This is a genomic window from Rhodanobacter sp. FW106-HT46G03 (genome assembly GCF_058789895.1).
Genome location: NZ_JBYTCC010000001.1, coordinates 2,965,282 through 2,983,434 on the forward strand (window position 1 = coordinate 2,965,282; position 18,153 = coordinate 2,983,434).

At 60.0% G+C, this 18,153-nt stretch carries 16 protein-coding genes; 4 read left to right on the forward strand and 12 right to left on the reverse strand.

The window, feature by feature from the left end:
* Positions 1 to 2: 2 nt before the first annotated feature.
* The 12 genes from AC3WP6_RS13345 to AC3WP6_RS13400 all read right to left on the reverse strand — a co-directional run bounded on the left by AC3WP6_RS13345 (position 3) and on the right by AC3WP6_RS13400 (position 13,116).
* Entirely contained in the window at positions 3 to 1,406 is a 1,404-nt protein-coding gene (locus tag AC3WP6_RS13345; RefSeq protein WP_060715385.1) for a cytochrome ubiquinol oxidase subunit I, read from the reverse strand.
* A complete protein-coding gene (locus AC3WP6_RS13350) occupies positions 1,403 to 2,707 on the reverse strand; it encodes an NAD(P)/FAD-dependent oxidoreductase (RefSeq protein WP_105797317.1) in 1,305 nt (434 codons plus the stop codon). Before AC3WP6_RS13350 ends, AC3WP6_RS13345 begins: the two co-directional genes overlap by 4 nt.
* 141 nt (positions 2,708 to 2,848) lie before the next feature.
* Entirely contained in the window at positions 2,849 to 4,009 is a 1,161-nt protein-coding gene (locus tag AC3WP6_RS13355) for an NAD-dependent formate dehydrogenase (protein ID WP_060715395.1), read from the reverse strand.
* Between the two features lie 375 nt (positions 4,010 to 4,384).
* Positions 4,385 to 5,320, reverse strand: coding sequence for a LysR family transcriptional regulator (locus tag AC3WP6_RS13360; protein WP_060715396.1), 936 nt, complete (start codon positions 5,318 to 5,320; stop codon positions 4,385 to 4,387).
* Between the two features lie 109 nt (positions 5,321 to 5,429).
* Complete coding sequence (locus tag AC3WP6_RS13365) at positions 5,430 to 6,341, reverse strand: LysR family transcriptional regulator (protein WP_060715397.1); 912 nt, start codon at positions 6,339 to 6,341, stop codon at positions 5,430 to 5,432.
* A 35-nt stretch (positions 6,342 to 6,376) separates the two neighbouring features.
* Positions 6,377 to 6,655: a LysR family transcriptional regulator gene (locus AC3WP6_RS13370; RefSeq protein ID WP_081091367.1), complete on the reverse strand. Its 279-nt coding sequence runs from the start codon at positions 6,653 to 6,655 to the stop codon at positions 6,377 to 6,379.
* 9 nt (positions 6,656 to 6,664) lie between these two features.
* Positions 6,665 to 7,570, reverse strand: coding sequence for a LysR family transcriptional regulator (locus AC3WP6_RS13375; protein WP_060715398.1), 906 nt, complete (start codon positions 7,568 to 7,570; stop codon positions 6,665 to 6,667).
* A gap of 101 nt (positions 7,571 to 7,671) precedes the next feature.
* Complete coding sequence (locus AC3WP6_RS13380; RefSeq protein ID WP_060715399.1) at positions 7,672 to 8,172, reverse strand: MarR family winged helix-turn-helix transcriptional regulator; 501 nt, start codon at positions 8,170 to 8,172, stop codon at positions 7,672 to 7,674.
* 1 nt (position 8,173) lies between these two features.
* Entirely contained in the window at positions 8,174 to 8,872 is a 699-nt protein-coding gene (locus AC3WP6_RS13385; RefSeq protein WP_105797605.1) for an ion channel, read from the reverse strand.
* Between the two features lie 98 nt (positions 8,873 to 8,970).
* Complete coding sequence (locus AC3WP6_RS13390) at positions 8,971 to 10,503, reverse strand: DHA2 family efflux MFS transporter permease subunit (protein ID WP_060715281.1); 1,533 nt, start codon at positions 10,501 to 10,503, stop codon at positions 8,971 to 8,973.
* A 4-nt stretch (positions 10,504 to 10,507) separates the two neighbouring features.
* Positions 10,508 to 11,692 (reverse strand): HlyD family secretion protein, encoded by a 1,185-nt coding sequence (locus tag AC3WP6_RS13395; protein WP_060715282.1) that lies wholly within the window; start codon positions 11,690 to 11,692, stop codon positions 10,508 to 10,510.
* The gene (locus AC3WP6_RS13400) at positions 11,689 to 13,116 is read right to left on the reverse strand and encodes an efflux transporter outer membrane subunit (protein WP_060715294.1); all 1,428 of its coding nucleotides are present in this window, start codon (positions 13,114 to 13,116) and stop codon (positions 11,689 to 11,691) included. Before AC3WP6_RS13400 ends, AC3WP6_RS13395 begins: the two co-directional genes overlap by 4 nt.
* Positions 13,117 to 13,366: 250 nt before the next feature.
* On the opposite strand from AC3WP6_RS13400, the gene AC3WP6_RS13405 reads away from it, so the two are divergent.
* From AC3WP6_RS13405 to AC3WP6_RS13420, 4 genes are all read left to right on the forward strand, one after another.
* Positions 13,367 to 14,041 carry a TetR/AcrR family transcriptional regulator gene (locus AC3WP6_RS13405; protein ID WP_081091350.1) on the forward strand — a complete coding sequence of 225 codons (675 nt, stop codon included), beginning with the start codon at positions 13,367 to 13,369 and terminating at the stop codon, positions 14,039 to 14,041.
* A gap of 139 nt (positions 14,042 to 14,180) precedes the next feature.
* Positions 14,181 to 14,921, forward strand: a complete 741-nt coding sequence (locus AC3WP6_RS13410; protein ID WP_060715283.1) for an acetoacetate decarboxylase — start codon at positions 14,181 to 14,183, stop codon at positions 14,919 to 14,921.
* 48 nt (positions 14,922 to 14,969) lie between these two features.
* Positions 14,970 to 15,788: a 3-hydroxybutyrate dehydrogenase gene (locus AC3WP6_RS13415; protein ID WP_060715284.1), complete on the forward strand. Its 819-nt coding sequence runs from the start codon at positions 14,970 to 14,972 to the stop codon at positions 15,786 to 15,788.
* Between the two features lie 22 nt (positions 15,789 to 15,810).
* Positions 15,811 to 18,129: an FAD-dependent oxidoreductase gene (locus AC3WP6_RS13420; protein WP_060715285.1), complete on the forward strand. Its 2,319-nt coding sequence runs from the start codon at positions 15,811 to 15,813 to the stop codon at positions 18,127 to 18,129.
* Positions 18,130 to 18,153 lie beyond the last annotated feature (24 nt).

Genomic DNA, 18,153 nt, shown 5'->3' on the forward strand with positions numbered 1-18,153 from the left:
CCTCACTCGCCGGCAGCGTTCTTGTGGACGCCGGACGCAGGCGTAATGCCGCTCGCCCGCTGGGGAATTCGCGGCGGTTCGCTTTCCTCAGGACTTGGCGGCGTCGCCATCAACCGCAGCAGATAGTAGATGCCGGCCCCAAAGGCGCAGAAATAGACCACCGCAAAGGCGCCCAGCGAGGCCGCCACGGCGGGAGCCGCCAACGGCGAATGAGACTCCTCGGTGCGCAAGAGCCCGTAGACCGTAAAAGGCTGCCGTCCCACCTCGGTCGTCACCCATCCTGCGAGGACGGCAACCAGACCGGATGGGCCCATCAGCACGGCGAAGCGGTGAAGCCAGGCCCAGTCGTAGAGCTGCCGACGGATGCGAGCCCACAGGCTCCACAATCCAAGGCCGAGCATCGCAAGGCCCAATCCCACCATGATGCGGAACGACCAGAACACGATCGCCACCGGCGGCCACTGATCACGTGGAAAGTCGCTGAGGCCCTGGAGCGGCGCCTGCGGATCGTGTTTGAGAATGAGCGACCCTACATAAGGCACGGAGATTTCGTACAGAACGCGCGCCTCATTGCTGCTCGGTAGCCCGAACAGGATCATCGATGCGCCGTGTGGGCTCAGATGATAGTCGCCCTCCATGGCAAGCACCTTGGCCGGCTGGTATTCGAGCGTATTGCGTCCCTGCAGGTCGCCGGCGAACATCTGGATCGGCGTGACGATGGCGGCCATCCACATCGCCATGGAGAACATCTTGCGCGCGCCCGGATTGGCCCGATCTTTCAGCAGATGCCACGCACCCACGCCTCCGACCAGGAGCGCGGTCGTAAGGAAACACGCGATCACCGTATGGACGAGCCGGTAGGGGAAGCTCGGATTGAAGATGATGGGTAGCCAGGAGCCTGCGGGCACGAATTGCCCTTTGGCGTTGATCGCATAACCTACCGGCGTCTGCATCCAACTGTTTGCGGCGATGATCCACGTCGCCGAAATCAGCGTGCCCAGGGCCACCATGCAACCCGCGAAGAAATGGACCCGCTTGCCGACCTTCGAGATACCGAACAGCATCACGCCGAGAAAGCCCGCTTCCAGGAAGAAGGCAGTCATTACCTCGTAGGTCATCAGGGGGCCGATGATCGGCGCTGTTTTCGCCGAAAACACCGACCAGTTCGTGCCGAACTCGTAGGACATGACGACGCCCGATACGACGCCCATGCCAAAGACCACGGCGAAGATCTTGAGCCAGTAGCGGTACAGATTGGCATAGACGCCCTGACCCGTTTTCAACCAGAGCGCTTCTAGCACCACGAGGAAGCTGGCCAGTCCGATCGTAAAGGCAGGAAAGAGGAAATGGAACGAAATCGTGAAGGCGAACTGCGCTCGCGCCAGGATCAGCGGATCGAGAGTCATTGCACCTGCTCCGGATCGTGAGAAGCGCCAGCGGTTGTATCCTCGATAATGACGCGCGCGCCGCGTTGACCGCTGACGTAAGTCCACAGCCAGCTTAGCGTGACAGCCAGACGGTCGCGCAACCCGATTAGAAAGTAAATGTGGGCGACGCCCCAGCCCCACCAGGCTAGCCGTCCCTTCAGTTTCAGCCAGCCAAGGTCCATGATGGCGGCTCGCTTACCAATTGTCGCAACGGCACCGAAATTCGAGTACCGGAATGGCCGTTGCCAAGGCTTTCCGCGAAGCTTCGACCGGATGACTGTTGCAACGTAGCGGCCTTGCTGCTTAGCAGCCTGCGCCACGCCCGGGATCAACTTTCGCTCCGCAGTTTCGACATGCGCGCTGTCGCCAATAACGAAGATATCCGGATGATTGGGAACGCTCAGGTCCGGCGCCACCTCGACACGTCCGGCACGATCAGCCGATGTGTTGAGCCATTGGGCGGCGGGTGAAGCGGCAACGCCTGCAGCCCATACAATGTTCCTTGCAGCGAGAAAAGTATCACCGAACGCGACAGCTCCATCTTCACACTGCGATACGGCCTGCTGGAGCTTGATTTCGACCCCCAACTTCTCCAGCGCACGGCGCGCATAGGCCGAAAGACTCGGAGCGAAGCCAGGAAGAACAGTCGGGCCTGCCTCAACGAGAACGACACGGGCGTCGCGCGTATCGAAGTTGCGAAAGTCCTTTCTTAGCGTCTCACGTGCAAGCTCAGCGATAGTGCCAGCGAGTTCCACGCCGGTGGGCCCGGCGCCCACGATCACGAAAGTCAGGAGTCGCGCGCGTCTGGCGGCATCGGTTTCCCACTCAGCCTGTTCGAAGGCACCAAGAACGCGCCGGCGGATTGCGATGGCATCATCGAGTGTCTTCAGGCTGGGCGCATACCGCTCCCATTCGTCATGTCCAAAATAGGACTGGCGCGAGCCGGTCGCCAACACCAGTATGTCAAAAGGTACCGCCGGTTTTTCGCCTCCCAACAGAACGGTCTTCCGTTCTGTGTCCACGGCAACGACCGTCCCCAGTAGGGTGGTGATGTTTCTGTATCGGCGCAAGAGCCAGCGGATTGGCCAGGCGATCTCCGCTGTCGCCAGAGACGCTGTGGCGACCTGATAGAGCAAGGGCTGGAACAGATGATAGTTCCGCTGGTCGATCATCGTAATGCGGATTGGTGCAGACGCGAGACGTCTTGCGGCCTGAAGGCCGCCGAAGCCGGCACCGACAATGACGACATGAGGAACACCGGGACTCGATTTGCTTGTCATCTTTGAGGCGGACCCGTCGCAGGCTGAATTAGGTTTATTAATCCGGTGTGGCAGGGAAAAACCGCTACCGGGATGTGGAGCGGCAGCGCGCCTCCGTCCAGGGCGTAGGGTGCGCTGCCGCTGCGGCACTTGCCGCTCGGCTTACGTCAGCTTGTAGGACTTGGCGCCCGTTCCAGCGAGTACGCCGCTGTCGACAATGAGGTACTCGTTGCGGATGGGCGTGCCACTAAAATAGCTTTCTAGGATCTCCAACGTCCCCGCCGCATAACGTGCCTGGGCCGAGAGCGACGTGCCGGAAATGTGCGGCGTCATCCCGTTCCAGGGCATAGTCCGCCAAGGATGATCCGCCGGCGCCGGTTGCGGGAACCACACATCGCCTGCATAGCCGGCGAGGTGCCCTGATTCGAGCGCCCGCACGATCGCATCACGCTCGATCAGCTTGCCGCGCGCAGTGTTGATGAGGTACGCACCACGCTTCATTTTGGCGAACATCGCATCGTTGAAGAAATGCTCGGTCGATGGATACAGCGGCATGTGTAGGCTGACGATGTCCACCGCTTTGACCAGCGACTCAGCGTCCGGATGAAAGGTGAGATTCAGTTCCTTCTCGACTTCCGGGTTTAGGCGGTGAGGGTCGGTGTAGTGCAGTTTTAGGTCGAAAGGCTTCAGCCGGCGCAACACCGCCACGCCGATGCGGCCAGCCGCGACGGTGCCGAAGTGCATGCCCTCAACGTCGTAGCTGCGCGACACGCAGTCTGCGATGTCCCAACCGCCTTCGACGGCAATCTTGTGGGATGGCAAATAGTTGCGAACCAGCGACAGCACCATCATCACCACATGCTCGGCCACGCTGATGCTGTTCGAGCCTGTAACCTCGGCCACCGTGACATGGGCCTTGGCTGCTGCTTCCAGATCGACGTGATCCGAGCCAATGCCGGCGGTCAGCGCCAGCTTCAGCTTCTTCGCCTTGGCAATGCGTTCCTTGGTCAGGTAGGCCGGCCAGAATGGCTGCGAGATCACCACTTCCGCGTCGGGCAGGTGCTTCTCGAACTCGGAATTCGGGCCGTCCTTGTCGCTGGTGACGATCAGCTCGTGGCCGTTCTTCTCAGCCCACGTGCGCAGACCCAGTTCACCCGACACGCAGCCGACTAGCTCGCCCGGCTTGAAGCCGAGCGGCCCTTTCGGCGTCGGCGCCGTCTGGCCGTTGGCGTACTTGGTAATGGTGGGAATGTCGTCCCGCGGGTAGGCCGGCGGATAGCCGGTTTTCGGATCGGGATAAAGGACACAAAGAATCTTTGCCATCGCTAGGTATCTCCTTGAGGGGCGTTTCACGGCCGCAACGTGCGTCACCGCTTCGTCAGAACGTTACGTGGAGCGGACGGAGCACTCCAATCGTTCGGCGGAATCTCGTGATAACGACGATCTATCAGGTAAATTTACGAGGGCGCGTAGGCCATCGTTGAGCCCTGTGGGTCATCAAAACAAGGGAGAAACTATCGTTTGCCTACGGCGGCAGCCAGCAAGCGTGGACAATAGGACTGAAGCCGCAATTCCGTGTGGTCAGGCAATGCCCGTGGGATTGACGGATATCGCTTTTTGCCCATCGGATTGGCGCGACATACGGGAGCCGGAAGCAGCGCATAGTCGCATTGCGTGATGCAACGCTCCGCCCGATGGCTACCGCTCATCCGGCCGCTGCTGCGACGCCGACCTGGGCAAAGGCTGATTGAGAATGGCCTCAAAATCGAGGTTGGAAGCAATTTTCCAAATGGCATGGGAAAGTGCCGTCTGGGGCTCGCGATGCAGCCGGACCAGGCAAACGTCTTCGGCATGTGCCGGCGTGATCGGATGGACTCTAAGGCCAGCACCTTCATATTGGATGGGCAATGCGCTAAGCGGCATGATGCTAAACGCGCGCCCGCTTTGACACTCGCTCAACAGGACGCGAATGGCGTTGGCTTCAAGTACCACGTTAGGTGTCGCGTTGACGCTCCGGAACCGCTCTTCGATCGTCTGGCGGTTCTGCATGTCTTGGGTAAGTAAGCACAGTGGCAGGTCAGCAACTTCCGCCCAGCCCAGATGATGTGGAAGCGACGTTTGCTCGCTACTGACTAGGATGTAACGCTCGGAGAACAGCGACAACACGTCATAGTCGTCACCCTCTATCGATCTCTCATAAAGCATTCCCAGATGCAGGTCCTGCGACTTCAAACGCTGGAGGATCTCCGGCGTGCTAAGCGACAGCACCTCGAGCGTAAGCTGCGGCAAGATTTCCCTGTATTCGGCGCTAAGCAGGGTCGCCGCACCGCCGGCCGTAGGGATGACACCGATCGCAAGATGGCCCTGTGGGACGCTGCGCACTAGATCCGCTTCCTGCTTGAGCCCCTCCAGCGAGGCCAGCACCTGCTGCACCCACACGATGACGCGCTCGCCCTCTGGGGTAATTCCCTCGAAGGATCGGTTGCGCTTGACTATGGTGATGCCAAGTTCACGCTCCAGCTCCCGAAGTCCATTCGATAGCGCGGGCTGGGAAACGTGGCAGGCTTCCGCGGCCCGCCCGAAATGGCGGTACCTGTCTAGAGCGATCAGATAGTTAAGCTGGCGGATGAACATTTAGATTCGTCTCAATGGCACACTCTACATGCCCAAAGGGAATGTGCTGCATGCCCAGGATATCGTCGGGCAGGCGCCAACACGGTACGGCGCAAGTAGGTGTTTGGCATCACTTCCGGGAGTTCCAGCTCATATCGTCGATCAATTTGGGTTCGATAAAGCCCAAGAATGCCCGCGTCTTGGCCGGAACGTTGCTAGTGGGTAACAGGGCGTAAAGAGGAGTCGGCACTAAGCTCCAGTCCGTCAACACACGAACCAGGCCAGCGGCCCGCACAGCCCGGCGCATCATATCGAATGCCGGTAGTGGCGCGATGCCGAAGCCGGCAGCGGCCAGATGTGCCAACGCGCCGGCATGGCTGGCCGTCATTCTCCCGGTGACGTCCACTCGCTTCGTCTCCGAGCCATTGAGTAATTCCCATGTGCTTCGGTCATGAGCATCGCTGATGCGCAGGCACTCGTGTCGGATCAAGTTCTCCGGGGTACCAGGCGTTCCGCGTTCGGCGAGGTAGGCAGGCGACGCGTAAAGCTCGCGTGGCAGCATTAGAATTCGGTGTGCTACCAGCTCGTAATCGGGCTGACGTCCGAATCGGAGCGCAAGATCGTAAGTGTTTGAGATCGGATCAAGTACCTCGTTGCCCATATGAAAATCACATGCGATGCGCGGGTACTGCCTACCGAACTCCCGCATCATGCCGGGAATCAGTATCTGTGCAAGGCCGTCAGGCAAGGAGATCCGAAGCATGCCTGCCAAGGATTCATTCATCTCGGCGATCTGTTCGTGCGCTATGCGCAGTTCATCGACAAGTCGGCGGCAGTGCTCGTAATAGATCGTCCCTGCTTCAGTGAGACCAAGCCGCCGCGTACTTCGATTAAGAAGGCGTATGCCGATCGCATGTTCCAGCTCTGTGATGCGTCGCGACAGCGTTGACGATGGGATATCCAGCGCCTCGGAAGCACGGGTAAAGCTCTGGCGTCGGACCACTTCTACATATATGGCTGTGTCGTTTAGGTTGATATCCATATCGCGCCTCCCTCCGTTCGCGACGGAGCCATGTTCTATTTAGATTTATCGCGTAACTCAGCAATTCCCTCGTGCGCAACACTCAGCTTTTCTACAAGCCGGCGACAACGCTGGTAATAGAAAGACCCTCCGCTAGTGAGATCGAGCCGCCGTGTCGTGCGGTTAAGAAGCCGTGTTCCGATCGTGCGTTCCAGTTCCGTGATGCGGCGAGATAGCGTCGACAATGGAATGCCCAGTGCCTTGGAGGCGCTTGTAAAGCTCTTACGTCGAACCACTTCTACATATAGAGCTATGTCATTTAGATTGATATCCATACGATCCGCCTAATACGTGTCGCCCCCTGCCGCGTCGATTTCTGGTTTAACTCGCTCTATGAAGTGTCTCAGCGGCTCGGAAGGTTCGCTGTCTGGCCGCAACAGATATGTCGTCAGTTGCACTGCGTCGCCGGCCAGAGGCCGAACTACGATGTCCGGGTGGCTGAAATCCTGGATATGCGCGGCGTTGGTAAACGCGATGCCATAGCCGGCAGCGACCAGTGCGATTAGCATGTCGTAAGAGAGCACATGGTCCGCAACAATGGGCTCGACATCCACCATGCGCAGAACGCGCTCAATCTGTCGAGCGCAGCCTTCACAGGCCTCGGGATGGCACAAGACCAGGGGGAAGCGCAGTGCGTCTTCTAAAGGTATGGACTTATGTAAGAGCAACGGATGGCGCGCCGGTACAGCCGCAACCAGTGGGTCATGCCACACGGGTTCGGCCAGAATGCCTTCGCCAACATCTTCCGACTGCGCAAACCCTACGTCATACAAGTCATCGCGGAGCCCTTTGACCTGATGCGAGAACGGCGTCTGGAACACACGTATGCCGACTTCAGGCTCCTCCGCTCGGCACCGCGCCAGCAGAGCGGCCATGCGCGAGGGAACGATGCCGTCGGAAACCGCCACGCGCAACATGCCGCGGTAACCATTGGCGGCGTTCTTCACGTTGATTTTGGCTTGGTCCAGGGCGGCAAACACACGGCGCACATCCTCCAAGAACACTTGCCCCGCCCAGGTCAGCCGGGTGCCACGTGCTGTGCGCTCGAAGAGCTGAGCGCCAAGATCGTATTCGAGTTCTTTTATCGTGCGCGATAGCGGAGACTGCTCGATGTGCAGGCGCTCAGCAGCACGCGCGAAATGCAATTCTTCCGCGACTGCAATGAAACTGCGTAGGTGGCGTATTTCCATCCTGGTGACACCCCATTCAGTCCGCTCTAACATCGTTGAGACTGCGCACATGAAACGCCACGCCGGTAAGTCATGGGCGCAGATCAGTCTCGATCCTTCAACTAGCCATAAAAGTCCCGTTGATCCGGCGAATCGCTCAGCTCTTCAGCCGCTCGCGCGTTGAGAAGGATGTGCCTCAAGCACCTTCTCAGCGTATCCACGTCGCGCTCGTCAATGCCGTCGAGGAGGGCTTCAAAAGCGCCCGCAAAGATGGCTGGAAGTTGCTCCGAGATCTTTTTTCCTTTGGAAGTGGCGCGCAGGTAAGTGGCGCGTCTGTCGTTCTCGCACGGTATCCGTTCGACCAATTCAAGACGAACAAGACGATCCACCAATCGTGTGATGGCGCTCGAATGCAGCTTGTACTCACGAGCGAGGTCCATCGATGTCGCGCTATGCCGATACATCAGCAAGAGAAGCACGCTCGCCTGCATGCCTGTGATCCCGCCAGTCGCATAGGTCTTGTGTGTCACGAATTGCCACATGGCCACGTTCGCCCGACTCATGACGTGCAGAAGGCTATGAGGGAAATCAAAATTGACGTCTTTCGAGTTCGGCACAGACATGTCACTCTCCCCGTGCGTGCATCACGCGCGTGACAACTCTTGCCAGCAGCGTTGCCGGATAGATGTGGCCAATGGACGCTTCAAGGATTGTCATCCCGCGAGCGATGGGAGTGAGGGGCACAATGTCCCCGAAGCCCACGGACGTGAGAGCCGAGAATGAGAAATATTCGAGCGCAGCGCGAAGTGCGGGTTGATTGTTGGTGGCCGGTAGTCCGGAGAACGCATGAACGGACAGCGCCACGATCAAACGGAAAATCAACGTGAAAAGCAAACCGATATTGAGATAGATGATGAGCGAGCCAAAGGCTCGATAGGTCGTGAAGCGGCCAGGTGCGAAGACAGTGACTAGCACGGTTGCGGTCAGCAATAAGAAGGCCGAAATTGCCAACAGGTCCTGTGTGACCACGGCCAGTAAATTTTCTTGGAAGTGTGCCAGTACGATGACGCAACCGAACAGCCCGAGAGCTACCGAACCAATGGCGACGGTCCATTTCGTTCGTGTGGTGAAAATCACCAACGAGGCGCAAAGAAGCGGCACGACGCCGATGACACTCGCCGGCACCAGCGGCCTAGAGGCCGCGGCCGGAATCATTCCAAAAACGGCGATGCACTGCACGACAAGCAGAACGAACATCGCTGGATCACACCAGCGCTGATGCAGTTGCGAAATCAGGCCGCCTACCTTGTTGGTGCCGTTCATCGTCGTCCGCCCATTCGCTAGAGGGCCCGATAGCGTTACAGCCCCGTAGACGTGCCAAGGGATTCCTATGGCGGGCGCCGTCGTCCAGGGCTCCTACATCAGTGACCCGTAACCTTCTTGAGCGGCCCCTTTGGACGCTTGATGAGCCAAACCACGGCGATGGAGGCAAGCATCAGGAAGGTCGCTTCCTGGTAGAAATCGTTGGTCGCCAGCATGACCGCCTGGCTGTCCACCATTCGGGAGAACATGGCGATGGCGCTCTGCGGGGGGACACCGGCATGGGCGAGCTTGGAACTCACATCCATCGGGGCAAAAGGATCGATCGCGGCGACGAGTTCAGCCCGGCTGAACTTGGTCATATGGTCCCAATACGTCTGAGTCAGGGACGAACCGACCGCCATGCACAGGACGCGCAGGAAGTTCTGCAATCCCGATCCGCCGGCAATCTTCTCCGCCGACAGATCGGAAACACCGAGGGACGTCAGCGTGATGACGCAGGCCGGGATGCCCGCACCTAGGATGAACATCGGAACCGCCACGGACATGACGCCCACCTGCGACGTCATCAAGGCCCGCATGACAAACGAGAGCGCCAGCACGCCCATGCCGTAACTGACCAGCAGTCGCGGATCGATCTTTGGCAACAGGCGGCCCACGATGGGCGACGTCACCACCGCGAGAATGCCCATGGGCGCCGTCGCGTAGCCCGCCCAGGTGGCGGTGTACCCCATCCATTGCTGCAACCAGAGCGGCGTCAGCACGATGTTGCCGAAGAAGATGCCGTACATCAGACAAAGCGTGATTGTCGATATCAGCCAGTTGCGTGATTTGAAGACGCTCAGATCGATGACGGGGTGATCATCGGTCAGCTCCCAGATGATGAACAGCACCAGCGAGATGGCCGCCACCACGGCGCAGGTCACGATCAGATTCGAGGAAAACCAGTCGAGGTCACGCCCTTTGTCGAGCATGGTCTGAAACGCGGACACGAATAGGACGAGTAGCGCCAGACCGATGCCGTCGAACCGCGAACGCCGGATGATCGTCTCCCGCCCATGCAGCACCCACAGGGTTCCCAGGCCCACCAGCAGGCCGAAACCGATGTTGATGTAGAAGACCCATTGCCAACGCCAGTTGTCAGTGATGACGCCACCCAGGATGGGGCCGATGATAGGCGCCACGACGGTCATCATGCCCCACAGGGCAAGCGCTATGTTCGACTTCTTCTCCGGGAACGCAGCCAGCAGCAGTGTCGACGACAAAGGGATGAGAGGACCACCGGCGAGCCCCTGCAGGACACGGAACAACACCAGGCTTGGCATCGACCAGGACAGGCCGCAGCACACCGAAAACAGCACGAACAAGGCGACGGACCACACAAAGACCCGGACCTGACCGAATTGCAGCGCGAGCCAGCCAGTCAACGGCACGGTGATCGCTTCCGCGACCGCATAGGCGGTAATGATCCACGTCCCCTCGTCCGTGGATACGCCGAGGTAGCCGGAGATCGTGGGCATGGCCACGTTGGTGATGGTGGTGTCGAGCACCACCATGAAGTTACCCAGCGAGAGCACCAGCGCCGCGAAGGCCAGCTTGAATCCTGAAAGTGGCGGGAATTGCGAAGACGACATGGCGCTACTCCTGCGCGTTTTTCGCGTGTTCCTGATGGGCGCCGGAGGTCGTCACATCAACGGTAGCTTCCATCGACAGACCTATACGCAAGGGATGCTTCTTGAGCTGCTCCGGATCGAGGTGAATACGCACCGGCAAGCGCTGCACGACCTTGATCCAGTTGCCCGTCGCGTTTTGGGCCGGAATCACCGAGAGGGCAGACCCCGAGCCACCTTCAAAGCCTTCGACCCAGCCGTCGTACTCGACGTCATCACCATAGAGGTCCGAGGTCAGTTTCGCCTTCTGGCCCGGCCTGACGTTGCGCAACTGGTTTTCCTTGAAGTTGGCATCGACATAGATTTGCTGGATCGGAACGATATTCATGAGCCGGGTGCCTGCCTGAACGTGTTGTCCGATATCGACCGCGCGCTGCGAAACGATTCCGTCAACGGGGGCGCGTATGATCGTTCGGTCAAGATCGACGCGCGCCTTGTCCAGTCGAGCCTTGGCAGCCACAACGATCGGGTTGGTTTCGATCGTGCTGTCCAGGAACAGCGCCTGGTTGGCCTGCTGCGACCCATGCGCGGAAACGCTGGCGGCACGAGCTGCCTTGAGATTGGCCTCGGCCTGTCCGAGAGCGGCCGTGGCCTCGCGCAGCGCCGCCTGGGCGTTCGTGAAGTCCTGTGCGGACACCGCACCACCGTTCACGAGATTGCGACGCCGCTTTTCATCCAACACCGCTTTGTCATATGCCGCACGAGCCCGGGCGACGTCACGCTCGGCGCTGGCGATCTGCGCCTCTCGCAAATCGAACTGCCCTGCCAGTGCGGTGTCGTTGGCCATGATCTGTCGGACTTGCCGACGTGCACGCCCGAGTTCGGCTTCGGCCTGATCGACCGCAATCTTGGCGTCGGTGTCATCGAGGACGACCAGGACATCACCTGCGTGAACAGCCTGGGTATTGACGACCTTGACCTCCTTGACCGGGCCGCTGACCAATGGCGTGACGTCCGCGACTTCGACGGCGGTATAAGCGTCGTCGGTTGTCACCGTTTTGCCAGCAAAGAAAATAAGCCATACGCCATAACACACCGCGATCAGGACCAGCACGCCGCCAAATGCCAGAAGCATCTTCTTGCGCTTTTCCTTCTTGACCGGGTCGGCAGGGGGTGTCGGCTGCCCTTGGGTTTCGTCGTGTTCAGTACTCACGGCTTTACTCGCGCCTCAAAAGTTGAATGGGATTCGAATCCGCCTCCCAGGGCTTTAACCAAAGCCACATCGAGGGAATATCCGCGGGCATGAATGGCCGCGTCGGCCAGTCGCGCCTGAAGCAAAGCGTCCTCAGTCGTGAGCACCGTGAGGTAATCAACGAGGCCGCCCTGATAACGTTCTTTCGCCAGGCGATAGGATTCTTCGCTGTGGGTCAGTTCGGAGTCGGTCGCCGCCGATCGATCGACCAGCGCGCTCAGGCTGCGAACGGCATCCGCGGTTTCATGCAGGGCTTGCGTCAACGCCTCGTTGTACGAAGCGACCGCGAAGTCATACTCGGCCCGCGCGCCGCGATAGTTGGCGCGCAGTCGACCGCCTTCGAAGATGGGCAGGCTGATCGCCGGCCCTACGCTGCCAACATCCGAACCGGATTTGAAAAGGTTGTTGAGGCCAAGAGACTGGTAGCCGACGAACGCCATGAGATTGACGTTGGGGTAAAACTCGGCTCGCGCCACGCCCACACGCTTCGCTGCTGCTTCGACACGCCAGCGTGCAGCAACGACTTCGGGAATCCGCCCCAGCAGGTTCGCATCCAACGCATCGGGAAGGCCAACCGGACGGCGGAGCGACAGCGAGGGCCGCCCTATATCGAGCCCTCGGTCCGGCCCTTTGCCCAACAAGGCGGCGATACCGTTTTGGGCGAGCTGGATCTGCTCGTTCGCCTCCGCTAGAGCCGCCTTGGTGGCGTCAACTCTGGCAGCCGAGTCTTCGAGTTCCGTTCGCGCGTCCACGCCTTGGGCGACACGCCTTTGCACAAGCTGATCGAACGCTTGCCGGTTGCGGAGCGTATCGGCAACGACGTCACGGCGATCATAGAGAAACTGCAATTGGACATAGGCGTCTGCGAGCGTCGTCGTCAGCAGTAGCCGGGCCGCTGCGGCATCCGCTTCGGTTGCCTTGGCTTCCGACGTCGCGGCCTTGAGAGCGTCGCGATTCTTCCCCCAGAAGTCCAGTTCCCAACTGAAATCCAGCGTCACCTCGCCCATGTCGTTCCAGCCACGGGGAACGGCAGTCTTGGGAAAGATGTAGTTGTAGCTGAGCTTTTCCTTGCTCACGGATGCACCCGCGCCGACCGTCGGATACAACGCCGAGCGCGCTATTTGCGAACGGGAGATCGCTTCGCGCACCCGTGCCTCGGCCTGAGCCATCGTGGGCGAATGCGCCAAGGCTTCGGCCATCAACTCGTCGAGCTGGTGGTCACCAAACTTGGTCCACCAGTTTTCGGTCGGCCAATCGGCCTTCGGCCCCGCAAGGCTTCGTTGGGAAGCCAGCTCGGATGCCTGCTCCGGCTGCGGCGCGGGCCCAACATTCGGCACCAAAGCGCATGAGCAGAGCACGACACTGAGCGAAGCTGTCGCAGCCATCGCCAACCGCCGGAAGATTTGTGGCCCTACGCCAGCGCCATTCTCAAGCTGACACCGCATCGTTACCGCCCTGGATTCAGAAACAAGATGGCGTATGCTAAACCGCTCGGTTCGGTACAGTCAAGAGTTTGACGAATCAACTAGTTTGCCGCGCTAAATCGGCATCCAATCGATACCGAACCGATCGGTATGATTTGGTCCGATTGTGTGGTATTGTCCAGTTTTCCCTCAGTAGCGAGAGAGAGGACACATGGCTATCTCATCAGCGCAATCAAAGTCGCTCACCACCGCCAAGAGCCGGTCATCCGAGGGGGTAGTGGCTCAATCCGAGAAAGCACGCCTCGTCCTCGCCGGCGCCCGAAAGGTCTTCTTTGCCCATGGCTACAGCGTGGCGACGACCGACATGATCCAGCAGGCCGCTGGCGTGTCGAAGTCGACGGTGTATGCGCACTATCCGAACAAAGAAGCCCTGTTCGTCGCCGTCGTCGAAGCCGAGTGCGAGCACTTCCTGAGCACCATACGCAAGCTCAAATTCACCAGCGAACGGCTCGCGGACATCCTGACCGCCATGGCTCGGGCCTATTTGGAAATCGTGCTATCGCGAGAGGGTTTGGCGCTCTTTCGCATGGTCGCGTCGGAGGCACCGAGGTTTCCTGAGCTGGGGCGGGGCTTCTATATCGCCGGTCCTGGCACCGTCAATCATATGGTCGCGGAGAAGTTGGAGGCCGCCGTGTCGCGTGGCGAGGTGGATCTCGGTGGCATCGGCATCGATTGCGCCGCGGCCATGTTCGTGAATCTGGTGCGTGGCGAACTGATGATGCAGTGCCTGATGCACCCGGACGCTCCGGCTTCAGCGGCTCAACGCGATCAGTGGACAAAAGACGCCGTCAGGGTATTCCTCCGCGCTCTCCAGAAGACGAAATGAGCGCCCGGAGCAGCGACGCATCTGTCGGAAAGTCCACTCCGGCGCGTCGTTGCATCCTGAAGAAGACACCGCTTTCCCGACCCCGGTCCGACGCAGCGATCGTGACCCCGGCACGTTTCAAACTTTGCAAGGGCGTTCAATGAACCTCGATTTCGTGCGGTCCCACGCATTCGCCATGCCCCTTACGAGTCCCGCCTTCCCCATGGGACCCTATCGCTTCGTCAATCGTGAATTTTTCATCATCACATATCGCACCGATCCGGCTCGCTTGCGGGAGGTCGTTCCTGAACCGCTTCAGGTGACCCAACCGCTCGTGCACTACGAGTTCATCCGTATGGCCGACTCGACCGGCTTCGGCGACTACACCGAAAGTGGTCAGGTCATCCCTGTTGAGTACGAAGGCGTTGCAGGCGGCTACACGCTTGCGATGTATCTCAATGACCATCCGCCGATCGCAGGCGGGCGCGAGTTGTGGGGCTTCCCGAAGAAGCTGGCCACGCCGACACTTGCCACACACACCGATACGCTGCTGGGCACGCTCGACTACGGTCCGGTGCGCGTCGCCACGGGCACCATGGGCTACAAGCACAAGGAGCTGGATATCGCCGAACAGGCGAAGCGGTTGGCGGCCCCGAATTTCCTGCTGAAGATCATTCCGCACGTCGATGGTTCACCTCGGGTGTGCGAGCTGGTGCGCTACTACATGCAGGACATCACCCTGAAAGGCGCGTGGAGCGGACCTGCCTCGCTCGCTCTCGCTCCGCATGCACTGGCACCTGTCGCGGACCTGCCGGTTCTGGAGATCGTGGAGGCCCGCCACCTTGTCGCCGACCTCACCCTCGGGCTGGGCGAAGTCGTCTACGACTACCTCGCGAAATAGTGCGCACTAGGCGCCCGTTTCTTTCCACGTTTTACATAGGAATCCAGCATGAACAATCTGAATGGCAAGGTCGCCGTTGTCACGGGCGCGGCGAGCGGTATCGGCAAGGAAATCGCGTTGACGCTGGCCCAGGCCGGCGCGGCGGTCGCCATCGCCGATCTGAATCTGGATGGCGCGAACGCCGTCGCCAAGGAGATTCAGCGCGCAAAGGGCAAGGCCATCGGCGTGGGCCGGCATGCAGCAGGCAAAGCGATGGGCGTGGCGATGGATGTCACGAATGAAGATGCGGTTAACCAAGGCATCGATCAGGTTGCCAAGGAGTTCGGGTCAATCGATATCCTGGTCTCGAATGCGGGCATCCAGATCGTCAATCCGATCGAGGACTATTCCTTTGCCGATTGGAAGAAGATGCAGGCGATCCATGTTGATGGCGCATTCCTGACGACGAAAGCGGCGCTCAAATACATGTACAAGGATGACCGGGGCGGCGTCGTGATCTACATGGGCTCGGTGCATTCGCACGAAGCCTCGCCCCTGAAATCGGCCTACGTCACCGCCAAACACGGACTGCTTGGCCTCGCCCGGGTCCTCGCGAAGGAAGGTGCGCCACACAATGTGCGTTCGCACGTCGTATGCCCCGGCTTCGTCAAGACGCCGTTGGTCGAAAAGCAGATTCCCGAGCAGGCAAAGGAACTCGGCATCTCCGAAGAGGAAGTGGTTCGCCACATCATGCTCGGCGGCACCGTCGACGGCGTCTTCACCACCGTCGAGGACGTAGCGCAGACCGTGCTGTTCCTCTCGACGTTTCCGAGCGCGGCACTGACCGGACAGTCGTTTGTCGTGAGCCATGGCTGGTTCATGCAGTAACCAGGCGCAGTCGAGGTGCTCAATGGCCCATCAAGAGGTTGACTTCCTTCTCATCGGAGGAGGCCTGGCAAGCCTGCAGGCCGCCGAGGCGCTACGGCGCGAGGGCGCCGCTGGTTCGATCCTGATTCTGTCCGCCGAATCGACGCTGCCCTATCACCGGCCGAGTTTGTCGAAGGGCTATTTGCTCGGCGAGGCCGAGGGGCACCATATCCTGGTCTATCCCGAGCAGTTCTATAGTGAGCAGCAGATCAACGTGGAGTTGGGCGTACAGGCCACTTCGGTCGACACGACTCGGCAGGTAGTGACAGTTTCCACCGGAACGTCGATCCATTACGGCAAGCTGTTGATCGCAACCGGCTCGGTTCCGCGGCCGTTTGAGGTGCCGGGCGCCTCCCTCCCAGGGATTCACACCCTGCGATTCAAGACGGACTGCGACGCGCTGCGAGAGGCCACATCGAAAGCCAAACGTGCAGTGGTCGTAGGCGGCAGCTTCCTGGGTATGGAGGTTGCGATGTCGCTGCGCGCGCTGGGCCTGGCCGTCACGGTGGTCGAAGGCGACGATCGGCTGCTCCGGCATCTCGAATCCCCCATGCTCTCGGACTTCTTCGGACAATACGCGCAGGCCGAGGGCGTCTCGGTGTTGGCTGGCGATCCAGCGGTGGCTTTTCATGGCCGCAAGAAGGTAAGCGAAGTCCAGACGCAGAGTGGCAAGGCGATACCGTGCGATCTGGTCGTGGTCTGCACCGGCGTTGAGCCAGCCACGCAGTTTCTCGATGGCAGCGGCATTGCGCTGGACGACGGCCGGATCGTGGTCGACGACCTGCTTGCGACCAGTGCACCGAACGTGTGGGCTGCCGGCGACGTCACCAGTTTCCTGGACCCGGTCTTTTCGTGTCGGCGCCATATCGAACACTGGGACAACGCGGCCAAGCAAGGGCGTCTCGCCGGGATGAACATGCTCGGTCGCCGTCTGCGCTACGACATGGTTTCCTATTTCTTCTGCGAAATCGGTGATGTGGGTTTCGACATGCTGGGCGCACCGGAGAATTCGGATGAATGGATCGCCCGAGGCTCCCTGAAAGATCGCTCCTTCGCGCTTTTTTATTTGAAGGACAGCGTACCGCGCGCCGCATTCTCGCTCGGACGACCTGCGGATGAAACGCGACGCGCCGAAGGCCTGATCCGCTATCGCACGAATCTGCTGCTGCAAAAGGAGAAGTTGAGCGACCCGGGCTTCACGCTGGATCAACTGCCCACGCAAACCGTGCTGATCCTGCAAGGCGGCGGGGCACTCGGTGCTTTTGAGTGCGGTGTCGTTAAAGGACTCGAAGAACACCAAATCTACCCGGATATCGTCGCTGGCATCTCGATCGGCGCACTCAACGGCGCGATCATCGCTGGCAATCCGAAGCATGCCACCGAGGCCTTGCAGGCATTCTGGTCGGATTTGCAGGTGGCCTCGAATCCGATGATGCCCGAAGCATGGCGGCATGCGACCACGGCAATGCAGATCCTGCAGTTTGGTGTGCCGCAGTTTTTCAGGCCACGGTGGATGCCCGCGCTGGATACGCCTTGGCTACCTCCCTGGGACTGGACGGGTTACTACGATACGGCACCCATGAAGAAGCTGCTGACGCAGTACGTGGATTTTCAGTCGCTCAAGACCAGCCCCGTACGTCTGCTTGTCGGCGCCGTCAACGTGCTGACCGCCCAGCTCGAAGTGTTCGACAGCTACGTGGATGACCTGACTCCCGAGCACGTCCTGGCCAGCGGCAGCCTGCCGCCGGGGTTCTCCTGGACGTTCGTCGATGGCAAGCCGTATTGGGATGGCGGCATGGTGAGCAATTCGCCGCTCGACCTGGTGATCGACCGTTGTGGGCCTGATGGAAAGCGGGTCTTCATCGTGGACCTGTTCGCCGGCGAGAAGACATTGCCCACGAACATGATGGAGGTTATGGCTCGACGCGACGAGATCGTCTATTCGGAACGCATCCGCAGCGACCTTCGTTCGCGCGAATTAGCCGGTGCTTACCGCAGCCTGATCGACTACATCCTTCAGGAGGTCGACGCGACGGTGCGCGACAAGATTAGGCAGCGACCACGGTATATCCAACTCATGGGCGATGAAGCGCCCATGAACATCACGCGCTTCATACGCAAGGGGGCGCCCAGCGAACCCTCCTCACGGGACTATGACTTCTCGGATGTGTCGATCCAAGCCCATCAAGCCCAAGGCTATGACTTGGTGAACGACGTGTTGGGTCCGCCGCCGGCGAGTACCTCATGCCCGCCCGAGGACGGTGAACCGGACGAGCCAGTTATGGGGAGGTACGGGACGTGATCCCGTAGGCTCGCACGCCTGAGT